Below are 19661 nucleotides of genomic sequence, written 5' to 3'. Positions count from 1 at the left end.
GGGTAAATTAAAGGAGTAGAAATATGCAAGTAATAGACAGCGCCGAAAACAAAGAAGCACTCAAAAGGCTTCATAACGATTTGGTAGAATCTGTCAATTCGTATCATGATAATGAATATCGTGTTTTTAGAAACTGGTTAGTTCGTAGAACGACTGTGGAAGAACTTATTGATGAAATTTCACATCTTCTTAGCGCTAAATATGTATTGTCACCGTCAATACCAGTGTACATATGTGATCAATATGGCATTGTAATTCGTGAATATACGAAAGAATTTCAGAAAGAGGTAGACGAAAAATGGAAATAGTCGATGGACTTGGAAACGAGAATGCACTCCAAAGGCTTTATAATGATTTGATAGAATGTGATCATCGAAATTACGGAAAACAAGTTTGCATTTTCAAAGGCATAAAATTGCGTAGAGAAGAAGTGGAAGAACTTATTGATAGAATCCCACATCTTCTTAAAGGCAGCTATATGGCACGGACTGTGTTTCCAGAAGCTTTAATCAATAAGTACGGCATTGAGGTTCATGAATTAACAAAAGAATACTATGAGGAGAGAAACAAGAAATGAATACAGTAAGATTAGATGGTAACGGAGAACAACTCCGCAAGCTTTATAACGATATGAAAAAAATATTGATTAGATTTCAAGATTATCAAACTTACAGATTTAAAGGAATGAAGCTCAGTAAAGCAGATGTTGAGATTACGATTGTATCAATTGAGTCGATTTTTCAAGGTCGTGCGGTAGCGACATATGGCTTTGGAGAAGGTATGATTGAAAAGTATGGTATTGTAGTCGGGGGATAGAGAATAGAAAAAGAGGTTTAAAGTGTGTCAAGTAAACAAAATAAAAGTCATAAGCGAAAGCGAATTAAAAGCAAAATGATCATTGGTGGCGCCTATTTAGTATTGTTGTCAAGTATAGTAATTGTTACTGTTATTCACAGTAGAGAGCCTACTCATCTCGAAGCTGATAAGGTGTCAAAAGTTACATCCAGTGATTCTTCTGGCAGAACTATTAAATTAGAAGCGGAAAAAGAAACTTCTAAAAAAGTTTCTGAAGATAGTCAGGAAAAAAGCGGCACGGCAAAAAGCAAAGAGGTAAAAGAAGCTGACAAGTCTAGCGTATCGTCTGATGTGGCAGATACAACTACATTCACTAGCTCAACTAAAGAGCAAATGGCGCATAACATCAATCAGAGTATCACACAAAAGGAAAGTAAAAAAGCACAAGCAACTCAAGTTAAAGCTGAAGCTAAGCAAAAAGAAGTCAGTGAGTTCTTGAACTCACCAGCAACTACAACGGCACAAAATCAAAAGAATACATCGTCTGTTAAAGAAGCGAGAAAAAAGCTTAAAGATGCTGGCGTAGATGATAGTAAATATTCTTATCCAGACATTATTGACTTGATTACTAAAGCAAATGAAGCAGGAAAAGATCTGACAGATTATGCCAAAACTAATCTTAAATAGATAGAAGGAAAAAATGTTAAAAAACGAAGTAATTCAAGTAAATGAAACCAACAAAATTATCGTATCGGATGATAAACGGATATTGGAAGTATCACCAAGCAAACGGACAGTGATTCGGAATAATGGGAGCACAAAAACAGCTGAGGATAAAGAACAAAAAGCTTTGGCTATTAACTGACGGTGGGAGTTTACAGAATCTTTAGAATGTAATTTCAGTAGTTAAATTTGCGTTCCTTCTATTAGCGTTTTTATCATAAAAAGTATATTTTTATATTGATAAGTAGGTTAAAACCATGGTATAATAGATATATAGAAAAATCACGAAAGTGATAGGAAAAAGAGGGTGTTGTTTATGAAAATTAGGAAAATTTTATCTGTTGGAGCTGTTGGTCTAATCTTGTTAGCGGGAGGAGCTTTAGGAACCGCTAAAGCTCATGCGTCTGCGGTGACGGATGCAGACGCAAAGTATCAAGCGGCAGCAAGTGCATATGAAAAAGCTGAAAGTGTTTATGAGAAAAATAAAACAGCTGCAAACTATGATGCAGCCATGAAGCTATACGATGTTCAGTCAAAATTGTATGATACGTATATAGCGGCGGTGAAAGCAGAAGCTGCGGCTGAAAAAGCTGCGGATGAAGCTAATCCAAATTCAATGGTTAATCAAATAAAAAGAATGAATAGTAGTTTTGATTTTTATAATAATCATACATGGCAAACATTGTATCGAATGTATAATCCTAATTCTGGCGAACATTTCTATACATTAAACGCAAACGAAGTTAAAAGTTTGTACAAAGTTGGTTGGAAGTTTGAGGGTACTTCTGGGCTTTTAGTTTCCAAAAGTAAAACGCCAGTATATCGTGTATACAATCCCAATGCGGGGGATCATCACTATACATCTGATAAAGGTGAAAAAGACGCTCTGGTAAAATTAGGATGGCGATATGAAGGGATTAGCTGGTATTCAAACACTGAAGCGCCTGCAAAGGATAATGTATATCGCCTTTATAATCCTAATGCGAAAAAAGCTGGTGCACATCATTATACTGCAAATTACGGTGAAGTACAGCTCTTGGTTTCAAAAGGATGGAAATTCGAGGGAACATCTTTTTATATTGTTGATCCACAAATTCCTAATGGGCAAGCAATTGACGGAAAAACGCCACAGGAAGCGCTTGATTCATATAAACTCGGGAGAGAATTGGGAGATCCAGTCTACTCAAACCGTGGCTGGACAGAGTTCAAAAAGGAAAATAAGCTGAATTACTAATAAGGATAGTTGCAAAAAAAACGTCACAAGAACGAAGAAGAAAAAAATACAGATAAATTTGCCATAAGAAATTGTGGCTTTTTTGTTTGCTTTTTTTCTTTGGAAATAGACTCAGTCTAAAAGGGTCTAGCAAAATAAAAAAATCTCAAAGGAGAAAAATGTTTAAAAACAATATTAAAAACACACACTTTCGCCAGTGGAAGTCAGGCAAACGTTGGCTTTATGCGTCATCGGCATTAGCCGTTTTAGTTGGTAGCGAAATTGCGTCATCTACAATCTTACCATTGATGAACAATCACGCAGTTGTTTATGCGGATCAAAATGACGTTGCATCCGCAAAAACAGCATTAACAAATGCGGTAACGGCAGCTGATAATGCTGGGGTAAATGTTGTGAGAGATCCGACAATCACAAGTCAAATTGGTGATGAAGCCAAAATCAATGCTGACTATGCAGCACAAACAAAAGATGTACAAGCGGCTATCGCACAACTCAATGACATCAAATCGAAAAATGCTGCAACAAAAGCGGCGTATGATGCTAAGATGGCAGATTATAATGCAAAACTTGCTACTTATAATGCACAAGTGGTAGCCGCAAAAGATGCAGCAGGTACGACAGGGAATTTCAATGAGGTTCTAAATAGTATGTTGAATTTTAAAAACGAACCCAATGCTAATATCAGCGTGAGCGGCGGCAATTACATTTCTGCGGTGGCTTTTCAATTGCAGTATCAACGAAATGATTTAAACGGCGATCCTAACACTAGCGGTATGCTCAACGGTCATACACTTAATGATGTGGAGTATGCATCAAATAGTTATTCCGCAACGCCACAGCTCAATGCAGCAGGCGGAGTTGCAGTAGAGACGTCTATTGGACAAATTATCACAGTAACTTACACAGGTCTTGATAATTCAGATTTTGGTGGAAAGAAAATTTCTAAAGTAGTCTTTCAATATATTTTGCGAAGCACGCCTTCACCTGATGGACACGCAGTATTTCAACTACACAAAGATCCGACAGACGGGATTACGCAAGGGGCACAAAATCCGAACGGTAGCACAAATGACCTCGCAACTGATGTAAATATCGCTTTTTACACAGACGATGGCGAACGAGTATCATTTAGTAGTGCAGATCCTGCGGTCTTTACTTTTGCGTCGCTAAATAACAACTCGATCACTAACGGGATTGAAAAAGTGAATAACTTCAACGGTACTTTCAAAACAATCGCTGGATCTAGTGTTGGAATCCACGGAGATTATGCCTATTCTGAAAACGATAACGACTGGGTTTCTAAAGGCGCTGCCATGGATGTGACTCAGTGGGATGGTGTTTCAGGAAGGATGTACTATGGTGCTATCGGCGGTCAAGTCACAAGTGGAGATTACGTTGGTTTAACGTTCCGTACTAGCGTTCCTGGTTTGACGGCTTGGCAAAATGAACATAACAACATGATACTTGCTCAATGGTTCCAAATCAATACACGTACGGCTGCTGGTGGTATTGTGAGTAAACCACTTAAACCAACTCCACCTACGTATCTCCCTGAAGATGTTACGGTGCATTATCAACTCTATACAAACATTCCAACTGTGACGAGTCCTAATCCACCTACACCACCAACAGTTAGTGAAGTTGTTAATCCACCTGCAGGACCGAATCTACCAGATTCACCTTCACTTGATGGGTCTACGCCACCTAAACTTGGAACATTGCCATTGTCACCAGATTTATCACTTCCCGATTCACCTGATGCACCACCGTTGCCAAAGGCACCAGCGCTTGGAACAGAGGTTGCACCAAAACTTGGCGCAACGCCTAATGTTCCTAAATTGACATTGCCGAATGCACCAACGGTAACATTACCGAAAGCACCTGCAACACCAACATTGCCATCTTATACAAAACTTGGCAAGATTCCAGATTCACCAGAGGTGCCAAAACTTCCTGTACCACCAACATTCAAACCGTTGAGTGATAACAAAGCACCAGTGAAAGACATTTTGGACGGTGACGGTAAGTCTATCAATGGTAAAACAACCTTGACAGATACACAGTGGAATTGGGTTATCTCACAAGAAATTGGCGGGACAGCCACTCAGTATACAGATTTCACAAAATACGTGCAGGCGGTTAAAGATTGGAAAGCAACAGTTGATAAGTTGATTTCTGATTATAATACAGCTTATGCGGCTTATAGCCCTGCTTATGATAAAGTCGTCAGTGACTATCTTGATGCTTATCAAAAATATTCAGACCAGTATGACGCAACTGTGAGTGCTTACAATACCGTTTATAACACTTACAGCTCAGATTACGATGCTAAGAAAACAGCATATGATGCAGCATATAAGCAATATGCTGCAGATTATTTGAAAGCAGTTAATGACTATGATGATGCTTATGATAATTATAGCGATGGTTTTGATAAAGTAGTCAATGCTTATAATGCAGCTTATACAAAGTACAAGACCGCAATGACAAGTGATATTTCTGATTATAACAGTGCTTATAGCGCTTATAGTACAAAATATGATGCAGCTGTAAGTAAATACAATACAGCTTATGATGCTTATGTAACAAAATTCCAAACAGCAGTATCTGATTATCTGGCTAAGTATGCAACTTATAGCGATAACTATGATAAGATTGTGAATACTTATAACACTGCTTATGCAGCTTATGCAGCAGATTTCAAAGATAACGCTGGAGATTATACAGAAGCTTATGCTGCTTATAGTACTGCTTATGATAAAGCAGTTGCGGACTACAATACAGCTTATGCGGCTTATGTGGCTAAGTATAATTCAGTAGTTTCTGCGTACAATGCAGACTATGCACAATATAAAATTGATTATGCGGATTATAAAGCTAAATGGGAAATATATGACGATGCTGGCGGTACAGACGATTTGGTATCAATGGCAAAACCACGGGTCTTCGCTGGTGTTAAACCCAAAATTGACTACGATGATAAAGAATCTGCGGATTCAGCTGGTAAAGTTGTTGCTAAATTAAAAATTCCTGCAAAAGATGCGAAAGATCCACTTTCTAGTAGCAAAGCTGATGCTAAAGCAACTCTAGCTGCTAAAGTTGCTAAAGTTGCCATTCCTGATATTTCTGAAAAAGCAACACTACCAGTTAAATCAAAAGAAGAAGAACTATCTGATCCAGATGATAAATTGAAACTTGACGTAAAAGCCACCAAAGCAACATTTGCAGCAAAAACAGCTAAAGAAACAATTCCTGCAAAAGCAGTTAAGGCAGTTATTACAGCACCAGCAACACCTGATACAGATATTTCAAACTTCTTGATTACAAAAGCGGTTATTGTTGATACTTTTGATACAAGTAAAGTTAGTCTACCTGATATTTCAAAAGTAACGGCTACTGATAAATCGGGCACGAAACTTACGACCAGTCAAATTAAGTTTGCTTATAAAACGATTGATGCGACACACGTACAACTTGTAGCGACATTCCAAGATGCTTTTGTGAAATCAGATGCGTTCTATAATAATAAGTACGCTATCACGATTCCAACACTGTCAAATATTGATGATCAATCAAAAGCTGATAAGGATATGAAATTTATCAATATTGCTGAATCTGATATTCCAGATCCAGACCCAGATGGCACAACGCCAGATACACCAGAGAAGTCAAATGAAGTACCAATTACGCCAAAATATACTGATTCAACTATTCATAAATCAGAACTCACAGCTGACGGTAAAAAGGCAGATGACAAATATAATCTTGCGGCACATGATGATTTCTTCGATGAGCAAATCGACTATGTCCTCTCAAACCATGCAGATTATACTGACATTCAATTGACCGAAAACTGGGAATCTGTTAAGTACGTACCGCTTAAAAACATCACTTTTAAAGACAATGACGGAAAAGCCATTGCAGGCTCTATCAAAGTGTTAAATAGCAAAGGCGAAGACGTAACAACTGATTATGAAGCTAAGAAGTTCCAAAAAGATGGCGTGAAAGAAACACTTAAAATTGTATTCACGGTCAAAGATCCAACACAATTCACACGTGCACAAGGTGATGACTTGAAGATTACTGAGTATGTGGACAATGCGACACTCAAAGGAGCAACTGTTTCTGAAGAACACAACTATCTTCAAAGTGATGGCACGATTTATGTACCAGATACGGCAAACTTAACATGGACTGATAAAACGCCTGAGGATGGTGATAAAGGGACTAAGACAATCAAGTCAAACGAGGTAGGTGTCTTACCACCAACGCCTAAGAAACCAGAAAAACCTGTAAAAACAGTGACCGATGGTAAAAATAGTCTTGATGGCAAAACAGCAACTACTGACAAACATCTTATTTTCGATGTAGCTCAAGAAGTTCCGAAAACTGACGTAACTGCTGGTTACCAAACATTCGTAATGCACGATGAAGTACCTGCTGAAGTTAATATTCTATCAGTGAAACTGGTTGATGAGACTGGTAAAGATGCGACAGATAGATTGGATCTTAAAGTCACAGGTCATACAATCACAGCAACGGCTAAGGCTACTCTTTTGAATGATATGCAGTCTAGTTTCTATAATCACACGTATCATATTGTGGTAGATACTCTTGAAAATATCGACGATCAAACGAAGAAACCAGCTGATATGGTTGTGGAAAATGAAGCAGATACGACTGGTAAACTAATTGATGACAAGTCTTGGACAGATAAAACTAATAAGACAAAAACAACACCTGTTTATACAGAACCAAGCATTCATAAATCAGAACTCACAGCTGACGGTAAAAAGGCAGATGACAAATATAATCTTGCGGCACATGATGATTTCTTCGATGAACAAATCGACTATGTCCTTTCAAACCATGCAGATTATACTGATATTCAATTGACTGAAAACTGGGAATCTGTTAAGTACGTACCGTTGAAAAACATCACTTTTAAAGACAATGACGGCAAAGTGATCGCGGGTTCTATCAAAGTGTTGAATAGCAAAGGCGAAGACGTAACAACTGATTATGAAGCTAAGAAGTTCCAAAAAGATGGTGTAAAAGAAACACTCAAAATTATATTTACAGTTAAAGATCCAACACAATTCACACGTGCACAAGGTGATGACTTGAAGATCACTGAGTATGTGGACAATGCGACACTTAAAGGAGCAACGGCTGCTGAAGAAATTAACTACCTTCAAAGTGATGGCACAATCTATGTACCAGATACGGCTGATTTGACTTGGTCTGATAAAACGCCAAAAGACGGCGATAAAGGGACAACAACAATTAAATCAAATGAGGTTGCTGTATTGCCACCAGCAATCGATCCAGACGTAGATAAATACGTTGAGAATAATCCTGCTGATGATGGTACTAAGGGACTTATGGACGACACGGGAGAAAGTGAATCCGATAAACAAACCGATGATAAAACAGAACAAGCATCAAGTAATGCTAGCCAAACGGACAATTCAACGTTAGATGGACAAATTGCTCGTGCTAATGAATTGATGAAATCTTATCCTGCGGTTCCTGCAGTCCAAACGAAAGTAGATGCGGTAATGGCACTTTTTGATAAGAGTGGGGCATTGGAAACAACGACTTATGATAAATTGAAAACAGCTCTTGATGAACTCGAATCGGCTATTGCGACAGCCAAGGCAACAACAGACACTACGTCTAAATGACAATTAAACTAAACTACGACTAGATGCGACCGTATAAACGGGGTGAGAAGCCCGTGAAAAAAATAAAAATAAAATAAAAGAGGTAAAACAGTTTGAATAAACTAAATAAAGTAATGTCTTTAGCGACTGTCTCGTTTGCGTTGGCAACACCTTTAACAAGTGTCTTTACTGCATTTGCGGATGACGCTAAGCAAGAGACTGCTGCTACTGATAACGGTCAGTCAAAGGGGGATGGTGTGTGGCAAAATGTTGTTAAAGTTAATGGTAATGCGCTTAAAAAAGATGACGTTATTTTGCCAGGGGACACAGTAACGTTTGATATTGTATTTTCGCCAGGAAATAAGGGCTTGCTAACCAGCCTAACAGATACCTTGCCAGTTGGTTTGCGTTTTGACCCTAATAATTATAATTCCAGTGAGTTTTTCAAAGCTAATAACGATGGAACACAGGGTAAAGAAGTTACGGATCAGTTCGATATTTCGATTAACCAGAGTAAAATTACGGCAATACCTAAAAATCCATTGGATTGGTTTTATGTTGGCTCGACAACAAACGCACGTGGTATTTGGCGAGTAACAACGGTTGCAGAACAAACAATTAAAGCAGATACAATTTTAACAAATAGCGTTTCACAAATTGTGACAAACCCTAAAGATCCTGATCATCCGATTACAACGGAAGATACTGCAAAAGTTCACACGCTAAAAGCCCCAGTAGGATTAACGGCTGAAAAATTTGTTTCAAAAGATAATCTTGATTTTTCGGATAAAAATAAAAAATGGGAAAAATTCACTACTCTTGATGATAAGTCAAAATCTTATGATTATAAAGTTGTGTATAAAGTAGATCGAACTGCTAAATTTGCTAATTTCACAATGAAGGATGCAGTTGAGGGGCTTCAAGCTATTAAAGCAGTAGATGTGTATGATACAAAAGGTGATAAGACTGATAAGGTAACGGATAAGTTCGATGTGAAATCTGATCTAACGCCAGCAATGCAAACAGATGGTAATGATGATCAAGCAACTGTTTCAGCAACTGCAAAAACTGTGCCATTAACAATCCAAAAAGATGAATCATATACGCTTTTTCTTGATGATGTAACTTTTAATGCGGCAAGTGATGAGGAATTAGATAATTATCTTAAAGGAGCTTTTTACGTTATTCCGAATACTGCGGGAGCTGACTATCAGGAGCAGGGACGTGATAAAAAAGAAATTAAATCAGATACGGTTAAAGTTAAAGCACGTAAACCAGCGGAAACACTTCTTGATAAAGTTGTTCAAGGAATTGTTCCACCGACAGCACCAAGCTTTTTGCCACAAACTGGTGAACAAGCTTTACGCTTTGGTGGTGTGATTGGTGCATTGATTATTGCAGGAGTTGCGTTTATTAAGCGCAAAGCAATTAAAAATGTTATTGAGAAAAGGAAGGCGTGAGTAGCAAGTGATTAAGTTTAATGGAAAAACATATCTGAATGAAGTGGTGATGATGTATGCACTCAAAATTGAGAGAAACAAAGATATTTTGATTAAGGCGGTAGCACGTGAAACATATGATTTCTTTGGGTTCAAGAGTGCTTTTGATGATCTTGGACAGCATGATTTTATTGAAGAATATGGCTTTGATTTCATGTCTAAAAAAGTTCTTGATGAAGCAACAAAACGTATTTATGAAGCAATTGTGGATTCAAAAATTGAAGATGTGTCAGATTCATATATTTATGAATACCTATATCAAGCAAGGTTAGACAGCTAAGCTTTTATTACGGGAGGAGGAGGTGGTTGGGAAGATGTCGGAGAAGCGGATTTTTCGGTTCAAACTGAATTTATTTCTTGGTATACTAGTATTTTGTGCTGTTTATAGTGGATTGATGACAAAGGTTGGGGCTGTAAAATTTGTAGAAATAGATACCAAAAGAGCAGTAACGAAACAGTTAGTGGAGCGAGAAAAAATGGTATCATTACCGCCAAAACAAAAGGTAGAGGTAAAGTCGTCAGAATCGAAACCAAAACCAGAACCAGAATCAAAATTGGAACAACAAGAAGCAGATTCTAGTGATTTGAATGTTGAAGAAGGTGCACAATCGGATGTTAATACAACTGAATCGTCTAGTCAACAAGAGGAAACTTCGGATATAAATGCAACTGACCAATCGAAAATAGATGCGTACAATGCTGAAGTAAATGCGTACAACAAGAAGCTGATGGATGATTATCAAGCGGCGCTTAAAAAATATAATGAGGGAGTAAAATAATTGTCAAAAAAACGAATATACGAGGTAGCCCGAGAGCTAGATAAAGAAAGCAAAGAGATTTTGTCTGTTGCAAAAGAATTGGGTTTTTCAGTAAAAACGGCGTCAAGTGGTTTAGATGAAGATGAGGTGGCTCAGGTTGAGCAGTATTTCAAACCTAAAAAAACCAAAACTAAGACAAAGCCAAAAAAGAAAGTAGTTAAAAAAGTTGTGGAGCCTGATTTAGAATTTGATGAAGATGATGAATTTGATGAGGAGGAAGAAGTACCTGTCAAAAAGAAAAAACCAAAATCATCTAAAAAAACAAGTGCTAAAAAGGCAGAGCTTAGTGAAACTTTGAATAAAAGCAAACTAAATCCAAAAAAATACAAGAAAAAGAAAAAACTTAAAGAACCCGCACTGAAAAAAAGCGGTACGGTTTCAAGAAAATTTGCGGACACTGCTTTGACTGCTGGTATAATGTTGATGTTTGGCGTTTTGGCAGTTGGAACAGTTAGGGTAGTATCATCAGCAACAAGAGCAGATCAAAATGAGCAGAAAATTGAAAAACTACAAGCGTCGGTAAATCATATTTTGCCAAATACAGGTCAATCTGAATTAGATGATGTTAAGCTTGCTAATTTTGCTAATCAGTTTACAAAAGGTTATATTAACTACTCAACGGATTCTGATGCCAATCAAAAACGTCAAGATTTTTTGAAATCATGCTTTGCAGAAGGTTTTAATTATAATCAAGAATCAAGCTCAGGACAACGTGATTATGTATCTTCCGAGCTGATTGATACTGAAAATCAGGGTGATATAACAATTGCTAAAGTCAGAGTGTTTTATACAACTACGGTTGACAGTAAAACGACAAGTCTTTCAAAAGTTTTGGCAATTCCAGTATCAGGAAAAACAGTCTTTACAGTAATGGCAAATCCATATTTTGTAGAAGATGAATTGGTTGCTGGTCGCACTAAGGCGATTGAACAAAAAGTAAATCAAGATGGCTTAGCAGGCGATACTAAGAAAAGTATTACCGATTTTACTGAAATGTTTTTCACAAAGTACGCTGAAAACAAAGCTGATGAGATGAAAATTCTCATGAAAACGCCTGAATTGATGGGTGATGGTTTCAGTGTAGATCAAGTGAAAAATACAACGATTCAAGAGAAAAATGATGTCTATACTGTTGAAACAACGGTGACATATAAAGATGCACAAGGTTTGACGCATGATGAAAATTATACGTTGGATCTGACAAAACAAGAAAACAGTTATTTTGTAACTGCAATGTATCATTACTTTAAGTAATATAGGAAAAAGGTAAATAAAAATGGATTTTAACAATCTTCAAAATTTCATGTCAAATCAATTGCCAATTCTTTTGACAGCTGTCGCAATTATCTTGTCTATCAAGTCTTGGAAAAATCAAAAATGGTTGGAACTAGGATCAGTGCTGCTGTTCTTCGTTATCATTATGTCATTGACTAAAGGCTTCACGGGCATTTACAACTTCTTTAAAGCAATCTTGGCATTCTTTGGAATTAACCTAGGCTAACAACTGAAAGAGAGAAAAGAGTATGGACGAGGAATACATTTACGATTACACCAAGGGCTTACACGCACCATATTGGATGCAAGAGTTCAGAAATCCTAAAACCCACGCTGTTATTTTTTCTTTTCAAACACCGATGCAGTTATCATATTTTGTGGTAATTGCTTTGGTCGCAATTATTGAGCTTTTATTTATTAAAGTTTGGGTTGTCTTAGGACACTTTACTCTCAGTTTGAGTTGGTTATTAGCAATATACTTACCTCTTAGAGCGGCAAAACTTTATGTGACGTACGAGCCTCAAGGAAAGAAGATGCACGTGTTTGCGATTGATTATATTCGTTTTTTGTTTGAATTTAAGCTAAACAAAAAATCAATCTATCAAACAGGGCGGGTTGAAAAAGTAGAAAAAATTGTTTTTGAAAAAACAATGTTATAAAATAAAGAAAGGGGTAAGATGGCATTAAATTTAGAATATCCAATAGCTAAAGTTCACAATAATATGGTTCTGACAAAAGAAAAAGAAGTCATTGCATATTATGTGATACCAAGTACACCAATTACATTGGTTGATGAAGAAAAAAAGAAGCGTCAAAAAATCAATGTGATGCAGGTCATCTCAAAATTGAAACAGAATAAAAATTTTGAGATTGCCTTAGTGCCGCAAGACTATCTCTTAATTGAAAAGATGCGGGACTTATCAAATGACTTAGCTGAAGATAGCCAAGAAATTGGGTTAAATAGTTTAGGGCGCACAGTTGATTACTTGACAAATGAGATGGAAATTCCGTATAAGTATGTTTGGGTTATTGGCGTTAAACTAGAAAAACCACAACTGATAGATGATATAAAGGCGTTTGCGATAGATCGAGTTGATACAGTAGCCGAAAAAGCTTTTAATGCACTAGGCTATCAGTTAGAAGAAAAAGAAGATTGGCAAGAAGAATATAAAACAAGTGAGCAAGACGCTTATCAAAAACTTCAAACAATCAGGGGCAGACGTGTTAAGGACGAAGAACTGTTTTATTTACAACGTAGCCAGTTCTTGAGAAACATTCCGCACCAAAAAGATGAAGTTATTGCAAGCAGGGCTATATTGAATGTGACTGATACAAATATTGACGTTGAAAGCGGCTATCTAAAATTGACTTCACCTTATGGTGAGTCATATGTGTCAATCTTGCCTATCGCAAATAGTCCCGTTATTATTAACGCTAATCATATTGCGGAATTGGCGCAACGTTTTAACTTTCCTGTTGAATATCGAATCAAGGCAGAGTTTCAAGGCAATGATAAAATTAAAACGCAAGCTGGAAGAAACAGAGTACGCTTAACCAATATTATTCAAGAAGCACACAGTCAAGGCTCTGTCCAAGATGATAATATTCTACTTAGAAAATTATCAATTGATGACTTATATAAAAAACTAGGTAATGACGAATCATTCTTTGATGTTGGTCATTTTTTTATTGTCACGGCGTCAAGCATAGAGCAGCTAAATGCGAGAAAACAAGCCATTATGGGTTATTTTCAAAATATGCGCATTGAGCTTGGAGAAGGTAATCAGGATCAGCCTTATTTGTTTCAAAATATCTTATATGGTAAAAGTTTGAATCCAGACACAAGAAAATGGGTACATACATTCACGCCAAAGGGAATTGCTGAAAGCATGTTGTTTACTACTACGTTCTCTGGAACTAAAGTCGGTCACTATATCGGTAGAGTTGATAACTATGCTGGCAGATGGGATGACATAAACGATGCGATTTACGGGTCAAGAAATCTTGTCTTGTACAATGCGACAATCGGTAACAAAGAAGGTGTAGAAGGTAAAATTACAAAGAACCCTCATATTATTATTACAGGCGCTACGGGACAAGGTAAATCTTATCTAGCACAATTACTGTTTTTCTCAACAGCAATGCAAGATGTAAAAATGTTGTACGTGGATCCAAAACGTGAAATTCGCAGTCATTACATGAAGAAAATCAATGATCCAGTTTATCGTAAGAAATATCCAGAACGTTGTGCTCAGATTGAAAAATTCAACTTCGTAACGCTTGACGCAAGAAATAAGGATAATCACGGTGTGCTTGATCCAATCGTTATTTTAGATGAACTTGATTCAATTGAGGTCGCAAAATCTATCTTGGACTTTTTGGGTGAAGATAAATTTACTAACTTTGAGAAAACAGTAATTTCTAAAGCAATCAAAGAAGTTGTTGCTGATAGAGTTGCAGGTAAAAAAGTCGGTTTCAAACATGTACTTGATAAGTTACGCACACACAAGGACGAACGTGCTCGTGAAGCTGGTGAGTATCTGTACGAAATGTCTCAAGGTACAATTCTTGACTTAGCCTTTTCAGACGGTACAGCTCGAGGGCTTGATTATTCAGAAAGAATCACAATTTTAGAAGTTGCGGATTTGTCATTGCCAAAAGACAATGCTGACAAGATCACAGATCATGAACGTAATTCAATTGCGCTGATGTTTGCGCTGGGAAGTTTCTGTAAACGTTTTGGCGAACAAAACCGTGACGAACAAACATTAGAATGGTTTGATGAAGCGTGGATTTTGATGCAAAGTTCTGAAGGTAAAAAAGTAATTAAATCTATGCGCCGTGTTGGTCGTTCACAAAATAATACACTTGCTTTGATTACGCAGTCTGTAAATGATGCAAAAAGCGATGACGATACAACTGGATTTGGTACAATTTTTGCATTTTATGAAAAATCAGAGCGAGAAATGATTTTGAAACATGTAGGACTAGAAGTTGATCAAGAAAACTTGGACTGGATAGATAATATGATTTCAGGTCAATGTCTGATGTATGATGTGTATGGTAATACAAACATTATCAGCGTTCACAATATTTTCCCCGATTTAGAAGAATTGTTCTCACCAATGAAAGCAACTGTTTCAAGTCTCGCAGAAAATAAATACGTTTAAGAAAGGAGTCAAATGGATTTTATATCAAAAGTGCCAACGCTTGTTTCGATGGCAAATTACGACATTTTCAAGATGAAGCCGTTTATTGAGCCAAGTTCAGTAGAAAATAAAATCTGGGGTGGCTTGACGTTTATTTTTGTAGAGTTACCATTTTGGATTTTGAAACTGGTAGCGTTTATTTTTTATTGGCTGATCAAGTCAATTGGGAATTTAAGCCCTTATGATACGTTTAAGTCAGCAGTCTTTGATACATCAAAGGATTTGTTTGATAAAATTGGTGGTGGTTCAGGTAATTTCTCACTAACGTCAATAGCGGGCTTTTTTATCATGATTACGTTGATTTATTTAGTCTATGCTTTTATGCAGGGCAGAAATTTCACACAAAAAGTCGTGCATGTGCTAGCTGTTTATGCGGTAGCCTTGATCTATTTCGGGTCGATTGGGGGAACGAATGGCGGTATCTACATTTTAGATACGGTGCATAATGTTTCAAAAGAGGTTACAACTAAATTGGCTGATGTGTCTGTTACTAATTCTGACGGTAAGAAAACAACTTCGGGTGCGGAAGGATCATTTGCGAATACCTATTTGTCCAATGAAGTATATGATACTTATCGTTTTATTAACACAGGTTCCACTGATCCAGACGTTAAGCCATCTGTGAAAATAGATGGTGATTATCCGCAATTGAAGCTTGACGATGTATCGGTTGGTATTGTTAAAGATAAAGATGGGGAATATAAGAACAAAAGTGATGTATCTGATTATTTGAATGCACTCGGTGAAGGTGCTGATGAAAAAGATGTACCTAATGAATGGGTATCAGCAATATCTGATTATATCATGCCAAAAATGTTTTACGTTGTTTTTAAAATAGTTGATGCGGTAATTGTTGGTATTCCAGTTTTGTTCATTCAGTTGATCTCAGTAGCAGTTGAATTTTTAGTTTTGTTGATTATGTTTATGATTCCAATCGGTATCATGATTTCATTTTTACCAAGTATGCAAAATATCTTATTTAATATGCTCAAAACATCGTTCGGATTTCTATTACTGCCAAGTATCACAAGCATTGCGTTGCTTGTTTTCTTTTATTTCAATAGTATGATTGGAAATTCATTCTCGAATTTATCAGGTGATATTAAAAAAGAAGGAGTGCTGGTCGGTGGACTTGTTGCGATTGTTTCTTTAGCAGTTACCTTAATTGTAGAAGTATTGATGTATGTTGGCATTTGGAAATTTAAGGGTACAATTGCTGGTTTTATCTTAGGTAATTCCGCAGCTAATGCTTTACCTGTTAATAATGTTAATGGAAAAGTGTTAGGCAAAGAAGGTGATATAGTGACAAAAGCGGGGCAAATTGCTCAAGTGACATCGCAAACGGTTGCTCCGGTAGTATCTGGTGCAAGTATGGTGGCAGGTAAAGCAACAAGTGGTGTAGCAGCTGTAGCTGGTATGGGTGCGGGAACTCTTTATCGTGGTGGCAAGGCGCTAAATGCTTACACGGGATTAGAAGACGCACCATATCAAAGTAATTCGTTGCCTGACAAAGATAGTGAAAGTACCAATCAAGTACAGGAAGATCTGCAAGATTCTGATGTCGATGTAGCCGAGCCAATTGAAGCAACAGAAACAGAACCAACGGAAGCGCCAGTTTTAAGTGAATCGCAAGCAGCAACTGATTTAGTAGAGCCAGAAACGGCAAGTGAACCAACGGAAGCGTCAGTTTTAAGTGAATCGCAAGCAGCAAGTGATTCAGTAGAGCCAGAAACCGTAAGTGAACCAACGGAAGCGCCAGTTTTAAGTGAATCGCAAGCAGTAACCGATTCAGTAGAGCCAGAAACCGTAAGTGAACCAACGGAAGCGCCAGTTTTAAGTGAATCGCAAGCAGCAAGTGATTCAGTAGAGCCAGAAACCGTAAGTGAACCAACGGAAGCGCCAGTTTTAAGTGAATCTCAAGCAGCAACTGATTCAGTAGATCCAGAAACCGTAAGTGAACCAACGGAAGCGCCAGTTTTAAGTGAATCGCAAGCAGCAACTGATTCAGTAGATCCAGAAACCGTAAGTGAGCCAACGGAAGCGCCAGTTTTAAGTGAATCTCAAGCAGCAACTGATTTAGTAGATCCAGAAACCGTAAGTGAGCCAACGGAAGCGCCAGTTTTAAGTAATTCTCGAGCAGTAACTGATTTAGTAGAGCCAGAAACCGTAAGTGAGCCAACGGAAGCGCCAGTTTTAAGTGAATCTCAAGCAGCAACTGATTTAGTAGATCCAGAAACCGTAAGTGAGCCAACGGAAGCGCCAGTTTTAAGTGAATCTCAAGCAGCAACTGATTTAGTAGATCCAGAAACCGTAAGTGAGCCAACGGAAGCGCCAAAAGACGCTGATTATTATTTGTCAAACAAGCCAAAAATCAAAGAAAAAGTTGTAACAGTCGCAAAAACACCATTGACCAAAACAGCTCAATTGATTAAAGATACAGCGAGCAAAAAGCTGAACGTCAATCAACCAATCACTGTGGCAGCTGCTCAAGAACATGTCGAACGTTTAAGCGATGACAAAAATATCTACAAGACACCAAAACAAGGTAATGCTTTTACACGGGGATTTAATAGAACAGGAATGAATAAACGTGCAAAAGTAGAAACAAATCTTGCTCAAAAAGCAGAGATGGAAAAATTCTTAACAGATTTAAACTCTAGTCGTGATGTATCTTTAGACTCTGATGATATTTAGTAGGTTCAAGGTGCTGAATGTGATATACTATAGGAAACGGAGGTGTTATATGTTGAATCCAAAATTTATTGAAAATAACGAAGATGTTGTGATTTTGACGAAAAGCGAGTATGAAAAGTTACTTTCAGAATTAAGTGATTATAAAGAAAAAGCTCATGTATTTTCTGATGCTTTTAATGATGCCTACTCTCAAATTGAAAAGAAAGATGGTGCAGCAACTTTCTCTAATTTTAAAAAAGAGCGAGGTTGGTCTGATTGAAAGAAGTGATTTTAACACAAAATGCTATTGCTGATATTGATAGTATTGAAGATTTTATCTCCACTCATTACAGTGTGCCTAATAGTATATCAAAGTTCAGGAGAGACTTAGAAAATGTTTTAGAAGAAATTGCAGAATTTCCTGAAAGCGGAGTGTCTTATCGAGAAATAGAAGGTGACGTTGTTAGGAAGTGGGTACGTAACAGATATATCTATTTATATGTTGAGTACAGCGTTTCAATACGTATTTTGCAAATTTCTTACGAGAAAACTGATTGGCAAAATAGAAAATAAATTCAAGAAAAAGTCGAGAAATCGGCTTTTTTGTTTATAAAAAAATAAGGAAATGAGATGAAAAAATATCTATTGATTGGCGGGCTAACGTTGTTTATGCCCGTTATTTTATTTGTAACAATTTTGTTTACCATCTCAAAGAATAACGATTCTGCTTCAGCAGATGCGCAAACACAAACAGGTGGCTACTATGTAAAACATTGGTCTGGGGCGGATGCTTATACGCACAATCTTCTTTGTCAACGCTATGGTATTACAGCAGATCAATTGGATGGTTTTTTAGCTACCACGGGTATTTCTTATGATAAGAATCGAATCAATGGTGCTAAGTTACTTGAGTGGCAAAAAGCAAGTGGTTTAGACGTCCGAGCAATTGTTGCAATTGCACAAATGGAATCGAGCTATGGAACGGCAGGCGTAGCAACACAGAAAGGCGCTAATATGTTTGGTTATGGCGCTTTTGATAATGATCCGAATAATGCGTCAAATTTCAACGATGAAAAAGCAGTTGTGGGTTTAACAACACAAACAATTATTGCTAACAAAAACGAGACGTTCAAGGATCAAGATGATAAGGCAAAAGCTTTAGCGAACGGTTCGTGGAATCCAAGCATGGGTGGCGTTTATTTTACAGCAACAAATGGTACAGGGCAAAAACGTGCAGATGTGATGACCGCGCTTGATAAATGGATTGACGATCACGGCGGAACGCCAGATCCTCCATGTGGCTACGGTGCTATCGGCGGAGTTGTTGGTGGTGGCGCCATCGGCATACTTGATCAGGTGGCGGGGCAACGGATTGGCTCAGGACAGTGTTATGCGCTGACAAGTTATTATGCAGAAAAGATGGGCTTTGGCGCTTTAAGCGGAGGTATTGCAGCAGCTGATATTGGAAAAGATTACAATTGGGCAGCTAAAGGATGGCAAGTTATAACGGATCCGAAGGCAATGAAGATGAAAACAGGTGACATTATCAATTTCAAACGTGGCGGCTTAATCAATTACGGTAGTTTTGGAGTAACGGTAGATGGAACTTATGGTCACACAGGAGTTGTTGGTGGCGTTAATGCGGATGGATCGATTGTTTTATATGATCAAAATCCCAAACCAGTTTCTAAAACGACAGTTAGTTTTCCAATGTCAAGCGTGGCGTCGATTATTCATCCACCAGCAGGCACAAAATAAAGAAAGGTAAA

At 37.5% G+C, this 19661-nt stretch carries 18 protein-coding genes; all 18 read left to right on the top strand.

Features of this window, described 5'->3' with window-relative positions; genetic code table 11:
* Positions 1-23 precede the first annotated feature (23 nt).
* Positions 24-308 (top strand): hypothetical protein, encoded by a 285-nt coding sequence (locus Hs20B_RS06300; RefSeq protein ID WP_172356701.1) that lies wholly within the window; start codon positions 24-26, stop codon positions 306-308.
* Positions 299-577, top strand: a complete 279-nt coding sequence (locus Hs20B_RS06295; protein ID WP_172356699.1) for a hypothetical protein — start codon at positions 299-301, stop codon at positions 575-577. Before Hs20B_RS06300 ends, Hs20B_RS06295 begins: the two co-directional genes overlap by 10 nt.
* A complete protein-coding gene (locus Hs20B_RS06290; RefSeq protein ID WP_172356697.1) occupies positions 574-816 on the top strand; it encodes a hypothetical protein in 243 nt (80 codons plus the stop codon). The genes Hs20B_RS06295 and Hs20B_RS06290 overlap by 4 nt, the downstream gene beginning before the upstream one ends.
* A gap of 24 nt (positions 817-840) precedes the next feature.
* The gene (locus tag Hs20B_RS06285; protein ID WP_172356695.1) at positions 841-1482 is read left to right on the top strand and encodes a hypothetical protein; all 642 of its coding nucleotides are present in this window, start codon (positions 841-843) and stop codon (positions 1480-1482) included.
* A 13-nt stretch (positions 1483-1495) separates the two neighbouring features.
* Positions 1496-1660 carry a hypothetical protein gene (locus Hs20B_RS06280; RefSeq protein WP_172356693.1) on the top strand — a complete coding sequence of 55 codons (165 nt, stop codon included), beginning with the start codon at positions 1496-1498 and terminating at the stop codon, positions 1658-1660.
* A 174-nt stretch (positions 1661-1834) separates the two neighbouring features.
* The gene (locus Hs20B_RS09645) at positions 1835-2752 is read left to right on the top strand and encodes a hypothetical protein (protein ID WP_191088436.1); all 918 of its coding nucleotides are present in this window, start codon (positions 1835-1837) and stop codon (positions 2750-2752) included.
* A gap of 158 nt (positions 2753-2910) precedes the next feature.
* Positions 2911-8439 (top strand): GbpC/Spa domain-containing protein, encoded by a 5529-nt coding sequence (locus tag Hs20B_RS06270; RefSeq protein ID WP_172356835.1) that lies wholly within the window; start codon positions 2911-2913, stop codon positions 8437-8439.
* A 92-nt stretch (positions 8440-8531) separates the two neighbouring features.
* Positions 8532-9878: an LPXTG cell wall anchor domain-containing protein gene (locus tag Hs20B_RS06265; protein WP_172356691.1), complete on the top strand. Its 1347-nt coding sequence runs from the start codon at positions 8532-8534 to the stop codon at positions 9876-9878.
* Positions 9879-9885: 7 nt separating this feature from the next.
* Positions 9886-10197 (top strand): hypothetical protein, encoded by a 312-nt coding sequence (locus Hs20B_RS06260; RefSeq protein WP_172356690.1) that lies wholly within the window; start codon positions 9886-9888, stop codon positions 10195-10197.
* Positions 10198-10231: 34 nt separating this feature from the next.
* On the top strand, positions 10232-10696 hold the full coding sequence (locus Hs20B_RS06255; RefSeq protein ID WP_172356688.1) for a hypothetical protein: 465 nt from the start codon (positions 10232-10234) through the stop codon (positions 10694-10696).
* A complete protein-coding gene (locus Hs20B_RS06250) occupies positions 10697-11989 on the top strand; it encodes a translation initiation factor IF-2 N-terminal domain-containing protein (protein ID WP_172356686.1) in 1293 nt (430 codons plus the stop codon).
* A 22-nt stretch (positions 11990-12011) separates the two neighbouring features.
* Positions 12012-12236, top strand: coding sequence for a hypothetical protein (locus tag Hs20B_RS06245; RefSeq protein ID WP_172356684.1), 225 nt, complete (start codon positions 12012-12014; stop codon positions 12234-12236).
* A gap of 22 nt (positions 12237-12258) precedes the next feature.
* On the top strand, positions 12259-12669 hold the full coding sequence (locus Hs20B_RS06240; RefSeq protein ID WP_172356682.1) for a conjugal transfer protein: 411 nt from the start codon (positions 12259-12261) through the stop codon (positions 12667-12669).
* 18 nt (positions 12670-12687) lie between these two features.
* Complete coding sequence (locus tag Hs20B_RS06235) at positions 12688-15180, top strand: ATP-binding protein (RefSeq protein ID WP_172356680.1); 2493 nt, start codon at positions 12688-12690, stop codon at positions 15178-15180.
* A gap of 12 nt (positions 15181-15192) precedes the next feature.
* The gene (locus Hs20B_RS06230; RefSeq protein WP_172356678.1) at positions 15193-17913 is read left to right on the top strand and encodes a ribonuclease E domain-containing protein; all 2721 of its coding nucleotides are present in this window, start codon (positions 15193-15195) and stop codon (positions 17911-17913) included.
* A 49-nt stretch (positions 17914-17962) separates the two neighbouring features.
* Entirely contained in the window at positions 17963-18172 is a 210-nt protein-coding gene (locus Hs20B_RS06225) for a hypothetical protein (RefSeq protein WP_172356676.1), read from the top strand.
* Positions 18173-18177: 5 nt separating this feature from the next.
* On the top strand, positions 18178-18465 hold the full coding sequence (locus tag Hs20B_RS06220) for a type II toxin-antitoxin system RelE/ParE family toxin (RefSeq protein WP_228407521.1): 288 nt from the start codon (positions 18178-18180) through the stop codon (positions 18463-18465).
* A gap of 57 nt (positions 18466-18522) precedes the next feature.
* Positions 18523-19650 carry a CHAP domain-containing protein gene (locus tag Hs20B_RS06215; protein WP_172356672.1) on the top strand — a complete coding sequence of 376 codons (1128 nt, stop codon included), beginning with the start codon at positions 18523-18525 and terminating at the stop codon, positions 19648-19650.
* The last annotated feature ends 11 nt before the right edge of the window (positions 19651-19661 follow it).

Origin of the sequence: Pseudolactococcus insecticola, assembly GCF_011170065.1 — a bacterium.
Lineage (GTDB): Bacteria > Bacillota > Bacilli > Lactobacillales > Streptococcaceae > Pseudolactococcus > Pseudolactococcus insecticola.
The sequence above is the reverse complement of the archived record's forward strand: the minus strand, read 5'-3'. Positions and strand labels throughout refer to the sequence as shown.